Genomic DNA, 16,391 nt, shown 5'->3' on the forward strand with positions numbered 1-16,391 from the left:
TACAGATCATGTCGTGGATGCCCCGCTTGGGCTCGGGGTTTGCTACACTTCGCGCTTGTCCGCGTTGGCCGCATCCAGGCGCGCGCGAGGCGAGCGCAAGCCACGGGGCACGGTTTTTTTTCCCTTTTCAGCAAAGGAGGCGACGAGATGTTGCAGACCCTTTTCGGACGGTTGCCGTTCGTGAAAACCGCTGCGGTGTCGTGGCGGCGCGTGGCGGCAGCGACTGCGTTGACGTGCTGCGCGGCGGTGGGCGCGGCGCAGGCGGCTTCGGACGACAAGCAGCTCAATATCTACAACTGGTCGGATTACATCGCCCCGACTACCCTCCCCAATTTCGAGAAGGAAACCGGAATCAAGGTGCGCTACGACACCTTCGATTCGAACGAGACGCTGTTTGCCAAGCTCGCCGCGGGCAACACCGGCTACGACATCGTCGTTCCTTCGGCCAACTGGGCGGCGATCGAGATCAAGGCGGGGTTCTTCAAGCCGATCGACAAGTCGAAAATCCCCAATTACAAGAACCTCGATCCCGAGCTCATGAAACTGCTCGCGACGATGGATCCGGGCAACCAATACCTCATTCCCTGGATGTGGGGATATACCACGGTGGGGATCAACGTCGACAAGGTGCAAAAGGCGCTCGACGGCATGCCCATGCCCGAGAACCCCTGGGATCTGCTCTTCAAGCCCGAGTATGCGAGCAAACTGAAGAGTTGCGGCATCTCGCTGCTCGATTCCGGCGGCGACATCATGGAGGCGGCGTTCAATTATCTGAACATTCCCGTGGATAGCCACAATCCGGAGGATTTCCGCCGCGCCTGGGAGATGGTCGACAAGATCCGGCCCTACGTGACGCAGCTCTCTTCGAGTGGCTATATCAATGATTTGGCCGGCGGCAATCTCTGCTTGTCCTTCGGCTGGTCCGGCGACATCGGCATTGCCGCCAACCGGGCCAAGGAAGCGAAGAATGGGGTGAACATCAAGGTGTTCCCGCCCACGCACGGCGGGGTGCTGCTCGTCGATACGGTGGCGATTCCGGCCGACGCGAAGCACGTCGACAATGCCTACAAGTTTCTCGACTATCGGTTGCGGCCGGAGGTGATCGCGGCCGACACCAATACCGTTTTCTATGCCAATCCGGTGCCAGCGTCCTTGCCGTATGTCGACGCCTCGATCAAGAGCAACGACTATGTGTTCCTCAAGCCGGAGCTGATGCGCAAGCTCCGTCCGCCGAAAGTCTATAGCAATGAGGAACGGCGCTTGGTGACGCAGTACTATACGAAATTCCGCACCAATCGCTGAATGAAGTTTGGCATGAAGTGACTCTACGCGCCCCGGTTCCGACCGGGGCGCAAATCTTTCTCCCATCACTTTCTGAGGAGTTTCGGCACCGTCATGAACCAGACCGTCGCTGCTCGCGCCGATGCCGCCGGGGGTGCGCCCGATTTCCTGAAGATCGAGTCCATACGTAAAGAGTATGACGAAGTCGTTGCCGTCAATAATGTGAACCTGACCATCGAGCAGGGCGAGATCTTTGCCCTGCTCGGTTCGTCGGGCTGTGGCAAGACGACGCTGCTGCGGATGCTGGCCGGTTTCGAGGTACCGACGGCCGGACGCATCGTACTCGACGGCCAGGACATCACGGCTCTGCCGCCTTACGAGCGGCCGATCAACATGATGTTCCAGTCCTACGCCCTCTTCCCCCATCTGACGGTGTATGACAACATCGCCTTCGGTCTCAAGCGCGAGGGGATGCCCAAGGCGCAGATCGCCGAGCGCGTCGAGCAGATGCTCGATCTGGTACAGCTCAAGCCTTATGCCAAAAGAAAGCCGCATCAGCTCTCGGGCGGGCAGCAGCAGCGCGTGGCGCTGGCGCGCAGCCTGGCCAAGCGTCCCAAGCTGCTGCTGCTCGACGAGCCGATGGGGGCGTTGGATCGCAAACTGCGCGAGCGCACGCAGATCGAATTGGTCCATATCCTGCGGCAGGTGGGACTGACCTGTGTCATCGTCACCCATGACCAGGAAGAGGCGATGACGATGGCCGATCGCATCGCAGTGATGCGCGAGGGCCGTTTCCTGCAGATCGGCACGCCCAGCGAGGTCTATGAGAATCCGAAGAACCGCTTCGTGGCCGATTTCATCGGCAGCGTCAATCTCTTCGACGGGGAGCTCGTGGTCGATGAGCCGCATTACTGCGAGATCCAGACGCCGGAGTGCCTGTTCCACGTCGGGCACGGCGTGGAGGGGAAACAGGGGATGACGCTTACCGTGGCCCTTCGTCCCGAGAAGATCTCGCTCGAGCCCGGCTGGCAGGATCTTCCCTACAACGCCGTACAGGGGACGGTGGCGGCGCGCAGCTACATGGGCAGCTATACCGCCTATGAGATCGAGTTGCCCTCGGGGCGCCGTTTGCGCGTCACCGTCACCAACGTCGATCGCTATGAGGAGCCCTATGAGCTTGGGGTGCGCGTGACGGCGCATTGGATGCCGTCGGCGCCCGTGGTCATCGTCGAGTGAAACGCCCGCTGCAGGAGATCGCCATGCTGCGTCGCCCCTGGTTGCCGCCGGGTCGCTGGTTCGTGATCGGCGTGCCGGAGTTCTTCCTCTTCGTCTTTCTGCTGCTGCCTTTCCTGATTCTGCTCAAGATCAGTTTTTCCCACGCCGATGCCGTCGGGGTGGGGTTCGAACCTCTGATCTCGTGGCTGGAAGAGGGCACGCTCAGCATCAAGCTGCATTTCGATGCCTATCTGAGCGTGATGCAGGACGACGTCTATCTGCTCACCTATCTCTCGTCGGTGGGCTATGCGCTGCTGACGACCTTGCTGTGCCTCGTCATCGGCTATCCCTTCGCCTATTTCCTGGCCCAGAGTTTCCCGACGCTGCGGCCGGTGATGCTGATGCTCATCATGCTGCCGTTCTGGACGCCGTTCCTCATCCGCATTTATGCGTGGAAGAACATCCTGGACGCCAACGGCCTGCTCAACCAGTTCCTGCTGTGGGCTGGCATCGTGGATGAGCCGCTGCAGTTGATGTTTACCAAGTTTTCCTTCATGGTGGGCATGGTCTATGGCTATATCCCCTTCATGATCCTGCCGCTGTACTCCAACCTCGTCAAGCTCGACCGGCGGCTGCTGGAAGCGGCGGCCGATCTGGGGGCGCGGCCTTGGCAGCGTTTCTGGCTGGTGACCGTGCCCTTGTCGCGCGAGGGGATTCTCGCCGGCTCGCTCCTCGTCTTCATCCCGGCGGTGGGGGAATACGTGATCCCCGAGCTGCTCGGCGGCATCTCGATCCTGAACATCGGCCGCATGATGTGGAACGAATTCTTCATCAACCTCGACTGGCAGCGGGCCGCGGCGGTGACGATGCTGATGGTGCTCATCATCCTCTTCCCGATCTGGCTCTTCAACCGCTACCAGATGCGCCTGATGGAGGCCCGGCGATGAGACGTTTCCCGTGGCTGGCGACGCTGTGGACGGTGCTCGTCTATGGCTTCCTGTACCTGCCGATCGTGGTACTGGTGATCTATTCCTTCAACGATTCGCGCATGGTCACGGTCTGGGGCGGGTGGACCTTGCGCTGGTACGCCGAGGCGGCGGCCGACCAGGTGGTGATCGACGCCTTGGTGCTGTCGCTGGAGATCGCGGTGGCCACCGCCACCGCTTCCGTGGTGCTGGGCACCTGTGCCGCCTACGCCTTGACACGCTATCGGCGCTTCCCCGGCAAGGGGCTTTTCACCTTGCTCCTCAACGTGCCGTTGGTGCTGCCGACCGTGGTGCTGGCGATGGTGTTGCTGCTCTTCTTCGTCAGCCTGGAGCACGTTTTCGGCTTTCCGCAGAAAGGGTTTACGACGCTCTTCATCGGCCATACGGTGATGTGCGTCTCTTACGCCGCGATCACCATCATGTCGCGGTTGCGGGAAGTGGATCCGGCGCTGGAGGAGGCGGCGATGGATCTGGGGGCGCGTCCTTCGCAGGTGTTCTTCCTCGTGACCTTGCCGGCCATTTTTCAGGCGGTGGCCTCGGCCTGGCTGCTGACGCTGTCACTGTCGCTCGACGAGGTGGTGATCTCGGCCTTTCTCTCGGGGCCGGGAACGTCGCCGCTGCCGGTGGTGATCTTCTCGCGGGCCCGTTTGGGACTCAATCCCGAGATCAACGTCATCGGCGCCGTCACCGTCTATCTGGTGCTGGCCGGTCTGCTCCTGGCCAGCGTCTGGATGGCGCGGCGGGCCAAGCAGCGGGCGCGTGAAAATGCGGCCTTGCTGCGCCAGGCCCAGGTGGAGGCCTTGACTTCGTCTTCGGCCTCCTGACGGCCCGCTGGCGTTGCCGGGCGGGCGAGGTTGCTGGTATCGTTGCGTCTTTCTTTTCGTGACGTTCAGGATGGTGTGATGCTCGACGTTCAGTGGTTGCGTTCCCGGCTCGACGAAGTGAAGGCGGCGCTCGCGCGGCGTGGCGCGAAGATCGACTGGTCCCGGTTCGAGGCGCTCGAGTCCGAACGAAAAGATCTACAGACACGCACCCAGGAACTGCAGGCGCAGCGCAACGCCCTTTCGAAGGAAGTGGGACGGCGCAAGGGGCGGGGCGAGGATGCTTCCGACCTGCTCGCCCAGCTCGCGCTGATCACCGCCGAGCTCGACGCGTGCGAAGAGCGGCTCTCGGCCTTGCTCACCGAGTTGGAATCCTTCTTCGCCACCCTACCCAATATCCCTCATCCTTCCGTTCCCGACGGAACGAGCGAGGCCGACAACGTGGAGGTGGCGCGCTGGGGCTCGCCGCGGGTGTTCGATTTTCCGGTGCGCGATCACGTCGACGTGGGTACGCCCCTGGGGCTGGATTTCGAGGCGGCAGCGAAAATCGCCGGGGCGCGCTTTTCCGTGATGCGCGGCGACGTGGCGCGGCTGCATCGGGCGCTGGGGCAGTTCATGCTCGATCTGCACACGCGCGAGCATGGCTACCTCGAAGTCTATGTGCCCTATCTCGTCAATGCGCGCAGCCTCTTCGGCACGGGGCAGCTGCCCAAGTTCGCCGAGGATCTCTTTGCCGTGCCGCGCGATGCGGAGAATTTCTACCTCATTCCCACCGCCGAGGTGCCGGTGACCAACCTGGTGCGCGATGAGATCGTGGAGGAATCGGCATTGCCGCTGAAGTTTGTTGCGCACACGCCATGCTTTCGCTCGGAGGCCGGTGCTTATGGGCGCGACACGCGCGGCATGATCCGCCAGCATCAGTTCGACAAGGTGGAGCTGGTGCGCATCGAGCATCCGGACCGTTCCTGGGAGGCGCTCGAGGAGCTCACCGGGCACGCGGAGACGGTGCTACAGCGCCTGGGCCTGCCCTATCGCAAGGTGGCTTTGTGCGCCGGTGATCTTGGGTTTTCCGCGGCAAAGACCTATGATTTGGAAGTGTGGCTGCCGGGGCAGAATACCTACCGCGAGATTTCTTCGTGCTCGAACTTCGAGTCATTCCAGGCCCGCCGGCTGCAGGCACGGTTTCGGCCGGCCGGTGGCAAGGGCAAGCCCCAGCCGGTGCATACCTTGAATGGTTCGGGGCTGGCGGTGGGACGGACCTTGGTGGCGGTGCTGGAGAACTACCAGCAGCGCGATGGTTCGGTGGTGGTGCCCGAGGCTTTGCGGCCGTGGATGGGGGGGCAGGAGCTGATCGAGCCTCGTCGGTGATCGGGTAGAGAGGAGGAAGAGGATGGGCGTGATCGTGGGGGTGGCGAGCGCGCCGCAGCCGCAAGAGCGGCGGGTGGCGCTGGTGCCGGAGCTGGTGAAGAAATACGAGGCGCTCGGAGCCAAGGTCGTGATGGCCGCGGGCGCGGCCAGGCGGGCGCATTGGGCCGACGAGGCGTTTCCGGGGGTGGAGATCGTGCCCGAGCCGGCGGAGGTGTTCCGCCGCGCGCAGCTCGTGCTGTGCGTGCAGCCGCCGCTTGACGAGGAGCTCGCGCTCATGCCCGAAGGCTCGGTCCTGGTGGGAGCGTTGCAGCCCTGGGCGAGCCGCGAGCGCGTCGAGCTGCTGCTCGAGCGGCGCATCACCGCCTTCGCGCTCGAGCTCTTGCCGCGCATCTCGCGCGCGCAGAGCATGGACATCCTTTCTTCCCAGGCGACGGTGGCCGGCTACGAGGCGGCGCTGATCGCCGCCGATCACAGCCCGAAGTTCTTTCCCATGCTCACCTATGCCGCCGGTACCATCCGTCCGGCCAAGGTACTGGTGATCGGGGCCGGAGTGGCGGGGCTGCAGGCGATCGCCACCGCCCGGCGCCTGGGGGCGGCAGTGGAAGCCTACGATGTGCGCCCGGAGACGCGCGAGCAGGTGGAGTCGCTCGGGGCGAAGTTCCTCGACACGGGGGTGCGGGCGGTGGGCGAGGGCGGCTACGCGCGCGAGCTCACCGAAGAGGAGAAGGCGATCCAGGCGGAGAAGCTCGGCAAGGCGGTGGGCCAGGCCGACGCGCTCATCACCACGGCTTCCATTCCGGGGCGGCCGGCGCCGCGCATCATCACCGCCGAGATGATCGCGCGCATGCGCCCCGGGGCGGTGGTGGTCGATCTGGCCGCCGAGACGGGGGGCAACGTCGAGGGTACGGTGCCGGGCGAGAAGACCTGGGTCGGCGAGGTGCTGCTGATCGGCCCGACCTTCGTGCCCAGCCGCATGCCGGTGCATGCCTCCGAGATGTTCTCCAAGAACGTGTTCAACTTCGTTTCGCTCTTCCTGCGCGAAGGAAGCTTGGCGCTGGCGTGGGACGACGAGGTGCTCGCCGGCACCTGCATGACGCACGCCGGCGAGCTCAAGAGCGAGCGGGTTCGCCAATGGCTGGGTCTGTGAGGAGGGAGCGGTGATGGACGGTATGAGCGCGTTGTTCATTTTCATGTTGGCGGCGTTTACGGGCTACGAGGTGATCGCGCGGGTGCCGGTCATTCTGCACACGCCTTTGATGTCCGGTTCCAATTTCATCCACGGCGTCGTCTTGATCGGGGGGATGATCGTACTAGGGCAGACGCCGCCAGATGATGCGGCCTCGCTCGCCATCGGCTTCATCGCCGTGCTTTTAGGGGCGGCCAACGCGGCGGGGGGCTACGTCGTCACCGAGCGGATGCTGGCGATGTTCAAGTCGAACAAAGGTGCCGGGGAGGGCGGGCGATGAGTACATTCATCCAGTTCGTCTATTTCCTCGTGGCCGTTGCTTTCATCGTTGGCTTGAAGGCGATGAGTTCGCCAGCCACCGCGCGCCGTGGCGTGCAATGGGCGGGTTATGCCATGCTCGCGGCGGTGCTGGTCACGTTCTATCTGCCGGGGATGCACAACTACGGCTTGATGATCACCGCGATCGTCATCGGGGCGGCGATCGCCTGGTATTTGGGCAAGACGGTGAAGATGACCGACATGCCGCAGATGGTGGCCATCTACAACGGCATGGGTGGCGGGGCGGCGGCGGCGATCGCCGCGGTGGAGTTTTTGCGGCAGGACGCCGCGCATCACGCCTCGGTCGGCTTGCTCGCGGCCTTGGGGGCGATCATCGGCGCGGTGGCCTTTTCCGGTAGCTGCGTGGCCTTTGCCAAGCTGCAGGGGCTCTTGAAGAAGACCTACCAGGTGCCGCAGCAGAACAACGTCGTGTTCTTCCTCGCGCTCTTTACCTTCGGCATCGGTTTGACGATCGGTTTTTCCTCGCATCCGGGCGGTTTCGAGCTCACGATCTTCTTCCTGCTCGCGCTCGCTCTGGGGGCGCTGCTCACCCTGCCCATCGGTGGGGCGGACATGCCGGTGGTCATTTCGCTCCTCAACGCCTTCACGGGCCTGGCGGTCGGTTTCGAAGGGTACGTGCTCGCCAATCCCTTGCTGATCGTGGCCGGCACGGTGGTCGGCGCTTCCGGTACGCTGCTCACGCTCCTCATGGCCAAGGCGATGAACCGTTCGATCCGCACCGTGATCTTTGCGCCGATCACCGGCGAGGCGCAGGAGACGCAAGGGGAGGTGAGCGGTTCGCTCAAGGAATATTCGCCCGACGACGCGGCGGCCACCCTGCGCTACGCGCAGAAGGTGATCATCGTGCCGGGCTACGGCATGGCGGTGGCCGGCGCCCAGCACAAGGTGTGGGAGATGGCGCAGCTGCTCGAAGAGGCGGGGGTGGAGGTGAAGTTCGCCATCCACCCGGTGGCGGGGCGCATGCCGGGACACATGAACGTGCTGCTCGCAGAGGCCGGCGTGCCCTACGACAAAATCTTCGACCTCGAGGAGATCAACGCCGAGTTCGCCCAGACCGACGTCGCACTCGTGATCGGCGCGAACGACGTGGTCAACCCCGCGGCGCGCACCAACAAGTCGAGCCCCATCTACGGCATGCCCATCCTCAACGTGGATCAGGCGCGCGAGGTGCTGGTGATCAAGCGCGGCAAGGGTACGGGGTACTCCGGCATCGAGAACGAGCTCTTCTACCGCGACAACTGCCACATGGTCTATGGCAGCGCGCAAGAGGTGGTCGCCCGCATCATCCAGCGCCTGAAGGAGTTGGAAGCCTGAGCGTCTGTGGGCCCGGGCCCGTGCAGGAATCGCCGCGGTCGGGGCAGCAGTTTGATTCATTGGCTTGGAGAGCGGGGATGCGCCGTGTCCTTGCATGGGCCGCGTGGGTGTGCTGCGGCGGCGTCTGGGCGCAAGGCGGGGTGCTGCCTCAGCCGGTGCCGCCGCTTGCCGCGCCTGAAGTGCGCCAGGCCTGGCCCACGTCGCCGCTGCGTGAAGGGCCGGATCCGGGCTTTGCTGGTATCTGGGCGACTTCGATCGACCTGCAGACGCTCGCCCTGATGCTGCAGCTGCGCGACTGGTGCCTGAACCGCAGCATTCCCGACGAAGCGCTGCAACGTCAGCTCGAACGGCTCGGCACGCTCACGGGGCGCGAGGAGAATTGCCGGACGGTGTTGTCGCGCTGAATCGGCTTTATTCCATCCCTCTGACGTGCAGGGGTTCGCCCGACGTGACGGCCGGGCCGAACCACGGTCCTTGTTGCAATCGAACGCCCAAGGCGGCGAGGAAATCGCGTTGTCCCGCCGTGGCCACGCCCTGGGCGCGCACTTCGAGCTGCATCGCCTGCGCGAGCGATACCGTCCCGCCGACGAGCGCTTCGAGCCGTTCGTCCCGGCCGAGTCCTCCGATCCAGGAAGGAGGCAGCATCAGCCCGCTCCAGGGGAGCCGGGCGAGCTGCTCGAGCGGCAAGGCGGCCTCGTCGAGCCCGGCGGCGATCCAGCGGATGCCGCGTTGGGAGAGCGCGAGCAGCGTCGCTGCGGCTTCGGTGTCGAGCGCAGCGCAGGCGGGCAGATCGAGGGCGAATTCGAGCGCCTCGGGGCGGATGCCGGCGGCGAGCGCCATCTCCACCGATTGGGTCAGAGCCGGGTCGCGCAGTGCCTCCGCGGCCAGCGAAAGGGTGATGCGACCGGGCAGGCGGGGGGCGAGCGCAGTCAGTCCGACGAAGGCAGAGCGGGTCAGGCGCGGGATGGTTTGCGCCCGGCGCGCGAGTTCGGTGAGCCGTTCGGGGGCGAGGCCGGCGAAGGCGGGATGGTTCCACACGAGTCGGGCATGGGCGCCGGCAAGCCGACGCTGCTGGAGATCGACGAGCGGTTCCAGCTGTAAGGCGAAGGATTCCAGCGGGCTTTCTCTCAGGGCAACGGCGAGTGGATCGAGCGGCGGGGCCGACGGGGCGGGAGAGATGGTAGCAGGGGCGAATCGCGGCAGGCGTTCGAAGACGAGGACGCGCCATCCTCGTTGGGGCCCGTCGAGCACGCGGGCGCGCACCGGCGCTTCGCCCAGCCCCTCGATCCGGGCGAGCGGTGCTTCGCCCTCCGGCGGCCAGGCGACGGCGGCAAAGCGCGACAGCGGCTGCAGCAGCCATTCCCTCCGTTCGGCAGGGAAGAAGGGTCGAGCGGCATCGTTGAGCGCGGCGATGCGCCCGGCTTCATCCAGCACCACCACCGGCTGGGGCACGGCGGCGGCGAGTCGCGGCCAAAAGGCATCGGTGTGCGCGACGTCGCGGTATACCTCACCGATCAGGTCGGGTGAGAAGAGGATGGCATGCAGACCCGGGCGCAGGCGGGCGGCGGCGATGAAGCGGAAGAGTCGCGAGCGGCCGCCTGGAAGCGCCATGCGGATGCTGCCGCGGCTTTGCCCCTGGATGAACCAACGGGCCCGTGCCTGCAGGAATTCCTTGTCCGAGAGGAAGAGGTTGGCGAGCGGCTGCCGGATCAGGTCGCGGTAGTCGCGCTCGAGCAGGCGGCAGGCGGCGGTGTTCGCCTCCAGGATGGTTTCGTCGCTGGTGAGGATGAGCCCTTCGTCGATGAGCTCGAGGAGGGCGAGGTACAGCCCCGTTTCCGCGCCCTCGGAGAAATCGGGCCGGAAAGGTTCGCTGGGCGGTTGGGTTTCCATGGTGACGGAGGCTCGGCGCACAATGGGCGATAGAAACACGATATCACCGTCGGTCAACGCCCGGTGATGAAATAAGAGCGGGGTAAAGAGCGTTTATCCGTGCTTGGAACGGGCGGCGCGGCTGGATTTTGCTTGTGCGGTCTGGGTCGAGAAGGGGTAAGGGAACCGATTTTTGTTGCAACGCAGCATTGACGTGGTAAACTCACTCTACCCAATAATCTCGAGCAAAGGAGAAGAAGAATGGCAAGGGACTTCAACGCGATCATGGGCTACCGTTTCGAGGAGCTGCACGTCGGGATGACGGCGGAGACGAGCCGTACCGTCACCGACGCCGACATCCTCATGTTCGCCGGCGTTTCGGGCGACATGAACCCGGTGCACATGGACGACGAGTTCGCCGCCACGACCATGTTCAAGGGGCGCATCGCCCACGGCTTTCTCACCGTGAGCTTCGTCTCGTCGGTGCTGGGCACGAAGATGCCGGGCCCGGGGGCGGTCTATGTGTCACAGACGGTGCGCTTCCTCTCGCCGGTGCGCGCCGGCGACACGGTGGTGTCGCGTGCGACCGTCATCGGGCTGCTGCCGGAGAAACGGCGCGTCACGCTGGACACGCGTTGCATCGTGCGCGACAAGGTGGTGCTCGAAGGCGAAGCGGTGGTCTTCATTCCGCCGCGTTGATGCAGCGCAGCATTTCTGGAAAGGAAAGGCGCCGGGGCAGTCCGACCGGCGCCTTCTCGCGTCAACGGGGCTTGGTCTTGTCGCGCTCGATCAGCGCATAGGCCGAGTGGTTGTGGATGGACTCGAAGTTCTCCGATTCGGCGACGTAATGCACGATGCGCGGGTCGGCATCGAGCCGGGCGGCGACGTCGCGCACCATGTCTTCGACGAACTTCGGGTTGTCGTAGGCGTGCTCGGTGACGTATTTCTCGTCGGGGCGCTTCAAGAGCCCATAGAGTTCGCTGGAGGCTTCTTTCTCGGCCAGTTGCACGAGCTCTTCGATCCAGACGTGATCGATCGTGCGCGCGGTGATGGTGACGTGCGAGCGCTGGTTGTGCGCGCCGTAAGCCGAGATCTTCTTCGAGCAGGGGCACAGGCTCGTGACCGGTACCACCACTTTCATGGTGAAGCGGTACTCGCCGCCGGCGAGGATCTCGCCGATGAAGGTGACGTCGTAGTCCATCAGGCTCGCTACGCCGGTGACCGGGGCGCGCTTCTCGATGAAGTAGGGAAAGCTCATCTCGATGTGGCCGGTCTCGGCTTCGAGCCGCTCGACCATCTGCCGCAGCATGGGTTCGAAATTCTCGACCGAGATCTCGCGCTCGTGGGCGTTGAGGATCTCGACGAAGCGCGACATGTGCGTGCCCTTGAAGTTGTGCGGCAGCCCCACGTACATGTTGAAGGTGGCGACGGTGTGCTGCACGCCGCCGCTGCGGTCACTCACGCGGATGGGGTGGCGGATGCTCTTGATGCCGACCTTGTCGATGGCCATGTGGCGGTGATCGGCGAAGGATTGCACGTCGGGGATGGGTTGGATCGCTTGGTCCATGTCGGGTTCTCTCGTCTCGTTCTTGGGGGGTGATCCTATCGTAGACACATGCCGTGACGGGTCAAGCATCGCCGCCATCGAAGCGCGCTATCGCCGCCTGGATGCCGTCGGCGTCGAGCTCTACCAGGCGCAGCAGCAGGGCCGGGTCGCCGTGCTCGATGAAGCGATCGGGCAGTCCCAGGCGCAGCAGCCGGGGTGGGGTGTCCAGCGTCTGGACGATGCGCGCGACTTCGGCTCCGGCCCCGCCGATGACGGCGTTCTCTTCCAGCGTGACGAGCACCTCGTGCGTGGCGGCCACGGCGCGTATCGTGGTCTCGTCGAGCGGTTTGACGAAGCGCAGGTTGACCACCGTGGCGTCGAGCCGCTCGCCGACTTCGCGCGCTGGCGCCACCATCGAACCGAAGGCGAGCAGCGCGATGCGCCGGCCCTGGCGCAGCAGTTCGGCTTTGCCGATCGGCAAAGGCTCTAACCCTGGATCAAGGGGGACGCCGGGGCCATGGCCACGGGGGTAGCGTACCGCCGCTGGGCCGTCGTGCAGGAAAGCGGTGGTGAGCATGCGGCGGCATTCGTTCTCGTCGGCCGGTGCCATCACCACGAGATTGGGCACGCAGGCCAGAAAGCTCAGGTCGAAGGCGCCGTGGTGCGTGGGTCCGTCGGCGCCCACCAGTCCGCCGCGGTCGATGGCCAAGACCACGGGCAGGTTCTGCAGGGCGATGTCGTGGATGAGCTGGTCGTAGGCGCGCTGCAGGAAAGTGGAGTAGATCGCCACCACCGGTTTGAACCCTTCGCAGGCAAGCCCGGCGGCGAGGGTGAGGGCGTGCTGCTCGGCAATGCCGACGTCGAAATAGCGCTCGGGGTATTCCTGGGCGAAGCGCACCAGGCCCGAGCCCTCGCGCATGGCCGGGGTGATGCCGATGAGGCGTGGGTCGCGCGCGGCCATGTCGCAGATCCAGTCGCCGAAGATCTGGGTGTAGGTGGGGCGGCTGGCCTTGGCCGGCTCCAGCCCCTTGGCGTGGTCGAAGCGCGACACGCCGTGATAGAGCACGGGGTCGGCCTCGGCGAGTTTGTAGCCGCGCCCTTTCTTGGTGACGACGTGCACGAAGCGCAGGCCACCGAGCTTGCGCAGGTTGGCAAGCGTCGGAACCAGCACGTCGAGGTCGTGCCCATCGATGGGGCCGTAGTAGTGGAAACCGAATTCCTCGAAGAGCGTGCCCGGCGGCGAGATCATGCCCTTGACGTGTTCTTCGACGCGTCGCGCGAGCGCCTTGATTGGCGGGGCGGCCGAGAGCACCGTCTCACCCACCCGGCGCGCGGTGTTGTAGGGCTCGCCGCTCAGAAGCCGCGCGAAAACCTGGGTGAGCGCCCCCACCGGCGGCGAGATCGACATCTCGTTGTCGTTGAGGATCACCGTGAGGTCGATTCCGTCGAGGTCGCCGGCGTGGTTGAGCGCCTCGAATGCCATGCCGGCCGACATCGCCCCGTCGCCGATCACCGCCACGCATTGGCGCTTTTCGCCGCGGGCACGGGCGGCGAGCGCCATGCCCAGTGCGGCCGAGATGGAGGTGGAGGAGTGTCCCGTGCCGAAGGTGTCGTAGGGGCTCTCCTCGCGCTTGGGAAAGCCGGAGAGCCCGCCATGCTGGCGCAGCGTGGCCATGCGGTCGCGCCGGCCGGTGAGGATCTTGTGACCGTAGGTTTGGTGCCCCACGTCCCAGACGAGGCGATCGTAGGGGGTGTCGTAGACGTAGTGCAGCGCGATGGTGAGCTCGACGGAACCGAGGTTGGAAGCCAGGTGCCCGCCAGTGTGCGCCACCGTCTCGAGGATGAACTGACGCAGCTCGGCGGCGAGCCGCTTGAGTTCGGGCAGCGACAGGCGGCGCAGGTCGGCAGGGTCGTCGATGCGGCTGAGCAGGGGAAAACGTTCAGTCATGGGGGTCAGCGCCGGCGGTTGGCAACGAAACGGGCGAGCTCGCGCAGGCGCTCGGCGCGCGCGCCCACCGGTTCGAGCGCACCGAGGGTTTCTTCCAGGGTGCGCTGGGCCGCCTCGATCGCTCCCTCCAATCCCAGGAGCGTGACGTAGGTGGCCTTGGCGTGGCGCTCGTCCTTGCCGGCCGTCTTGCCCAGGGTGGCGCTGTCGGCGGTGGCGTCCAGGATGTCGTCGGTGATCTGGAAGAGCAACCCCAAGGCGTTGGCGCCGCGTTCGAGCGCGGCATAGGCTCGAGACTCGGGATCGTCGCAGTACGCTCCGGCGAGCACGGCGTAGCGGATGAGCGCCCCGGTCTTGCACCGATGCAGCGTTTGCAGCGCTTCGAGGGGAATCTTGCGGCCGGTGGCAGCGAGGTCGAGTGCCTGGCCACCGGCCATGCCGTGCGAGCCGGCCGCGCGGGCGAGGCCACGCAAGAGGCCGAGCTGGCGATCGGGTGACAGGCCGGGAAGCGGCGTGGCGAGCAGCTGGAAGGCGAGCGTCTGGAGCGCATCCCCCGTGAGCAGGGCCGTGGCTTCGTCGAAGGCCACATGGACGGTGGGACGGCCATGGCGTAGCGCGTCGTCATCCATTGCGGGGAGGTCGTCGTGCACCAGAGAATAGACGTGGATGAGCTCGACCGCCGCAGCGACGGGCAACAGGGTCTCGATGGGGGCATCGAACCCCTCGCCGGAAGCGAAGACGAGCAGCGGCCGGATGCGCTTGCCGCCGCCGAGCACGGCGTAGCGCATCGCTTCGTGCAGGCGCTGGGGTTCGGCCTCGGCGGCGGGCAGGATCTGATCGAGGAAGTGTTCGACGAGGGCGCGGCGGCGCTCGCACCACGTCTCGAACGGTTCGCGCTCAGAGAACGTCATCGTTCGGCGGGCGGGTCGAGGGGCACGAGAGTGCCGTTTTCGATGGCGAGCAGCCGCTGCTCGGCTTCGTCGAGCACCTGACGGCAGCGACGCACCAGCGCCACGCCTTGCTGATAGCGCTGCAGCGCCGTCTCCAGCGGCAGGCGGCCGGTTTCCAGCGCCTGGACGATGCGCTCGAGTTCGGTGAGCGCGGCTTCGAAGTCGAGGTGCTCGGGTGCGGCAGTGGATTCGCTCATGTCGCCTCCGTGAGGGTTTTGGGAAGGGTGAAGCGGACGTTTTCCGCCACGCCCGGCAGCTCGGCGATTTCGGCAGCGCCCAGTTCCCGCAACCGGGCGAGCACGCGCTGTACGAGTGCTTCCGGGGCCGAAGCGCCGGCGGTGAGGCCGATGCGCCGCGCGCCCTCGATCGTTTCGGCGGTGAGCGCCGTTTCGTCCTCGATGAGGTGCGCCGGAACCCCCAACCCCGCGGCCACTTCCCGCAGGCGGTTGGAATTGGAGCTGTTGGGCGAGCCGATCACCAGCACGAGATCGCATTGGGCGGCAAGGCGCTTGACGGCGTCCTGACGGTTTTGCGTGGCGTAGCAGATGTCGTCTTTTTTCGGACCGAGGATGTGCGGATAGCGTGCGGTGAGCCGCTCGATGAGGCGCCGGGCGTCGTCGACCGACAGCGTCGTCTGGGTGACGTAGGCGCAGCGTTCGGGGTCGAGCGTGAGCCGGGCGACGTCCTCCTCGGTCTCGACGAGGTGGATGCGATCGGGCACCTGCCCCATCGTGCCTTCCACCTCGGGATGCCCTCGGTGGCCGATCATCACGATGTCGTAGCCTTGGCGGTGCAGGCGCTGTACTTCGTGGTGCACCTTGGTCACCAGCGGGCAGGTGGCGTCGAGCACGGTGAGGCCGCGCGCGCGGGCGCGCTCATGGACTCCTTGGGCCACGCCGTGGGCGCTGAAGACGACCACGGCTCCGTCGGGTACCTCGTCGAGCTCTTCGACGAAGACGGCGCCGCGCGCGCGCAACGACTCGACCACGTGGCGGTTGTGCACGATCTCGTGGCGCACGTAGATGGGGGCGCCGAAGTGCTCGAGCGCCCGCTCGACGATCTCGATGGCCCGATCGACTCCGGCACAGAAGCCGCGGGGATTGGCGAGCAGGACGGTGGGGGCGGCGTTCATGGGATTCAGCTGATGCCGATGATGTGCACTTCGAGCCGGACGGTCTTGCCGGCGAGCGGATGGTTGAAGTCCACGACGCCGTATTCTTCGGTGAGTTCCCGCACCAGCCCCGCGTAGCGCGAACCGTCGGGGGCGGCGAATTCCAGGAGCGTCATCGCGTCGGTGACTTCCGGGGGGAAATCGGCGCGCGCCACGCGCTCGACGAGCTCGGGGCGATGCGGGCCGAAGGCTTCTTCGGGCGGCAGCGTGAAGACGCGGCGCTCGCCCACGCGCAGGCCCGCCAGGCAGCGCTCGAGCGCCGGCAGCACTTCGCCGGTGCCGAGCTGCAAGGTGGCGGGAGTGGCCTCGAAGGTACTCACCACGGCGGTGCCGTCTTCGAGGAGAAAGCGGTAGTGCAGGGTAACGAGGCTGTCGGGGCGGACGGTGTCGGTCATGTCGC

17 protein-coding genes are annotated in these 16,391 nt (G+C 65.6%); 10 read left to right on the forward strand and 7 right to left on the reverse strand.

The features are described 5' to 3' along the window. Positions 1–147 precede the first annotated feature (147 nt). From ASC37_RS05895 to ASC37_RS05935, 9 genes are all read left to right on the forward strand, one after another. Positions 148–1,302: a polyamine ABC transporter substrate-binding protein gene (locus tag ASC37_RS05895; protein WP_055423485.1), complete on the forward strand. Its 1,155-nt coding sequence runs from the start codon at positions 148–150 to the stop codon at positions 1,300–1,302. A 93-nt stretch (positions 1,303–1,395) separates the two neighbouring features. Further along, positions 1,396–2,517 (forward strand): ABC transporter ATP-binding protein, encoded by a 1,122-nt coding sequence (locus tag ASC37_RS05900; protein ID WP_055423486.1) that lies wholly within the window; start codon positions 1,396–1,398, stop codon positions 2,515–2,517. Positions 2,518–2,540: 23 nt separating this feature from the next. Then, positions 2,541–3,443 (forward strand): ABC transporter permease, encoded by a 903-nt coding sequence (locus tag ASC37_RS05905; protein WP_055423548.1) that lies wholly within the window; start codon positions 2,541–2,543, stop codon positions 3,441–3,443. Beyond that, the gene (locus ASC37_RS05910; protein ID WP_055423487.1) at positions 3,440–4,306 is read left to right on the forward strand and encodes an ABC transporter permease; all 867 of its coding nucleotides are present in this window, start codon (positions 3,440–3,442) and stop codon (positions 4,304–4,306) included. Before ASC37_RS05905 ends, ASC37_RS05910 begins: the two co-directional genes overlap by 4 nt. A gap of 78 nt (positions 4,307–4,384) precedes the next feature. Continuing rightward, positions 4,385–5,671 (forward strand): serine--tRNA ligase, encoded by a 1,287-nt coding sequence (gene serS, locus ASC37_RS05915; RefSeq protein WP_055423488.1) that lies wholly within the window; start codon positions 4,385–4,387, stop codon positions 5,669–5,671. Positions 5,672–5,693: 22 nt separating this feature from the next. Beyond that, on the forward strand, positions 5,694–6,818 hold the full coding sequence (locus ASC37_RS05920) for an NAD(P) transhydrogenase subunit alpha (protein ID WP_055423489.1): 1,125 nt from the start codon (positions 5,694–5,696) through the stop codon (positions 6,816–6,818). Between the two features lie 13 nt (positions 6,819–6,831). Beyond that, entirely contained in the window at positions 6,832–7,137 is a 306-nt protein-coding gene (locus ASC37_RS05925; protein WP_055423490.1) for an NAD(P) transhydrogenase subunit alpha, read from the forward strand. Further along, positions 7,134–8,510 (forward strand): NAD(P)(+) transhydrogenase (Re/Si-specific) subunit beta, encoded by a 1,377-nt coding sequence (locus tag ASC37_RS05930; protein WP_055423491.1) that lies wholly within the window; start codon positions 7,134–7,136, stop codon positions 8,508–8,510. The genes ASC37_RS05925 and ASC37_RS05930 overlap by 4 nt, the downstream gene beginning before the upstream one ends. Before the next feature lie 77 nt (positions 8,511–8,587). After that, positions 8,588–8,914 carry a hypothetical protein gene (locus ASC37_RS05935; RefSeq protein ID WP_055423492.1) on the forward strand — a complete coding sequence of 109 codons (327 nt, stop codon included), beginning with the start codon at positions 8,588–8,590 and terminating at the stop codon, positions 8,912–8,914. Positions 8,915–8,921: 7 nt separating this feature from the next. On the opposite strand, the gene ASC37_RS05940 is transcribed toward ASC37_RS05935, so the two are convergent. After that, the gene (locus tag ASC37_RS05940) at positions 8,922–10,400 is read right to left on the reverse strand and encodes an EAL domain-containing protein (RefSeq protein ID WP_055423493.1); all 1,479 of its coding nucleotides are present in this window, start codon (positions 10,398–10,400) and stop codon (positions 8,922–8,924) included. Positions 10,401–10,640: 240 nt separating this feature from the next. Between ASC37_RS05940 and ASC37_RS05945 the strand changes: the two genes are divergently transcribed. Continuing rightward, on the forward strand, positions 10,641–11,078 hold the full coding sequence (locus ASC37_RS05945) for a MaoC family dehydratase (protein WP_055423494.1): 438 nt from the start codon (positions 10,641–10,643) through the stop codon (positions 11,076–11,078). Positions 11,079–11,139: 61 nt separating this feature from the next. Here ASC37_RS05945 and folE2 read toward each other — a convergent pair whose 3' ends face one another. The 6 genes from folE2 to ASC37_RS05975 all read right to left on the reverse strand — a co-directional run bounded on the left by folE2 (position 11,140) and on the right by ASC37_RS05975 (position 16,386). Continuing rightward, on the reverse strand, positions 11,140–11,946 hold the full coding sequence (gene folE2, locus ASC37_RS05950) for a GTP cyclohydrolase FolE2 (protein WP_055423495.1): 807 nt from the start codon (positions 11,944–11,946) through the stop codon (positions 11,140–11,142). Positions 11,947–12,007: 61 nt separating this feature from the next. Then, positions 12,008–13,873, reverse strand: a complete 1,866-nt coding sequence (gene dxs, locus ASC37_RS05955; RefSeq protein WP_055423496.1) for a 1-deoxy-D-xylulose-5-phosphate synthase — start codon at positions 13,871–13,873, stop codon at positions 12,008–12,010. Positions 13,874–13,878: 5 nt separating this feature from the next. Further along, the gene (locus ASC37_RS05960) at positions 13,879–14,781 is read right to left on the reverse strand and encodes a polyprenyl synthetase family protein (protein ID WP_055423497.1); all 903 of its coding nucleotides are present in this window, start codon (positions 14,779–14,781) and stop codon (positions 13,879–13,881) included. Further along, positions 14,778–15,017 carry an exodeoxyribonuclease VII small subunit gene (xseB, locus tag ASC37_RS05965; protein ID WP_055423498.1) on the reverse strand — a complete coding sequence of 80 codons (240 nt, stop codon included), beginning with the start codon at positions 15,015–15,017 and terminating at the stop codon, positions 14,778–14,780. Before xseB ends, ASC37_RS05960 begins: the two co-directional genes overlap by 4 nt. Then, on the reverse strand, positions 15,014–15,952 hold the full coding sequence (gene ispH, locus ASC37_RS05970; RefSeq protein WP_055423499.1) for a 4-hydroxy-3-methylbut-2-enyl diphosphate reductase: 939 nt from the start codon (positions 15,950–15,952) through the stop codon (positions 15,014–15,016). The genes xseB and ispH overlap by 4 nt, the downstream gene beginning before the upstream one ends. Before the next feature lie 5 nt (positions 15,953–15,957). Further along, on the reverse strand, positions 15,958–16,386 hold the full coding sequence (locus tag ASC37_RS05975) for an FKBP-type peptidyl-prolyl cis-trans isomerase (RefSeq protein ID WP_055423500.1): 429 nt from the start codon (positions 16,384–16,386) through the stop codon (positions 15,958–15,960). Positions 16,387–16,391 lie beyond the last annotated feature (5 nt).

It is taken from the genome of Tepidiphilus thermophilus (assembly GCF_001418245.1).
GTDB classification, from domain to species: Bacteria; Pseudomonadota; Gammaproteobacteria; order Burkholderiales; family Rhodocyclaceae; genus Tepidiphilus; species Tepidiphilus succinatimandens.

Bases quoted from the DNA above. Each gene is read 5' to 3' on its own strand.
- ASC37_RS05975 (WP_055423500.1), bottom strand. From the start codon at position 16,386: ATGACCGACACCGTCCGCCCCGACAGCCTCGTTACCCTGCACTACCGC.
- ASC37_RS05920 (WP_055423489.1), top strand. From the start codon at position 5,694: ATGGGCGTGATCGTGGGGGTGGCGAGCGCGCCGCAGCCGCAAGAGCGG.
- dxs (WP_055423496.1), bottom strand. From the start codon at position 13,873: ATGACTGAACGTTTTCCCCTGCTCAGCCGCATCGACGACCCTGCCGAC.
- ASC37_RS05905 (WP_055423548.1), top strand. From the start codon at position 2,541: ATGCTGCGTCGCCCCTGGTTGCCGCCGGGTCGCTGGTTCGTGATCGGC.
- ASC37_RS05940 (WP_055423493.1), bottom strand. From the start codon at position 10,400: ATGGAAACCCAACCGCCCAGCGAACCTTTCCGGCCCGATTTCTCCGAG.
- ASC37_RS05930 (WP_055423491.1), top strand. From the start codon at position 7,134: ATGAGTACATTCATCCAGTTCGTCTATTTCCTCGTGGCCGTTGCTTTC.
- ASC37_RS05960 (WP_055423497.1), bottom strand. From the start codon at position 14,781: ATGACGTTCTCTGAGCGCGAACCGTTCGAGACGTGGTGCGAGCGCCGC.
- ASC37_RS05910 (WP_055423487.1), top strand. From the start codon at position 3,440: ATGAGACGTTTCCCGTGGCTGGCGACGCTGTGGACGGTGCTCGTCTAT.
- ASC37_RS05935 (WP_055423492.1), top strand. From the start codon at position 8,588: ATGCGCCGTGTCCTTGCATGGGCCGCGTGGGTGTGCTGCGGCGGCGTC.
- serS (WP_055423488.1), top strand. From the start codon at position 4,385: ATGCTCGACGTTCAGTGGTTGCGTTCCCGGCTCGACGAAGTGAAGGCG.
- ASC37_RS05895 (WP_055423485.1), top strand. From the start codon at position 148: ATGTTGCAGACCCTTTTCGGACGGTTGCCGTTCGTGAAAACCGCTGCG.
- ASC37_RS05945 (WP_055423494.1), top strand. From the start codon at position 10,641: ATGGCAAGGGACTTCAACGCGATCATGGGCTACCGTTTCGAGGAGCTG.
- xseB (WP_055423498.1), bottom strand. From the start codon at position 15,017: ATGAGCGAATCCACTGCCGCACCCGAGCACCTCGACTTCGAAGCCGCG.
- ASC37_RS05900 (WP_055423486.1), top strand. From the start codon at position 1,396: ATGAACCAGACCGTCGCTGCTCGCGCCGATGCCGCCGGGGGTGCGCCC.
- ispH (WP_055423499.1), bottom strand. From the start codon at position 15,952: ATGAACGCCGCCCCCACCGTCCTGCTCGCCAATCCCCGCGGCTTCTGT.
- folE2 (WP_055423495.1), bottom strand. From the start codon at position 11,946: ATGGACCAAGCGATCCAACCCATCCCCGACGTGCAATCCTTCGCCGAT.
- ASC37_RS05925 (WP_055423490.1), top strand. From the start codon at position 6,832: ATGGACGGTATGAGCGCGTTGTTCATTTTCATGTTGGCGGCGTTTACG.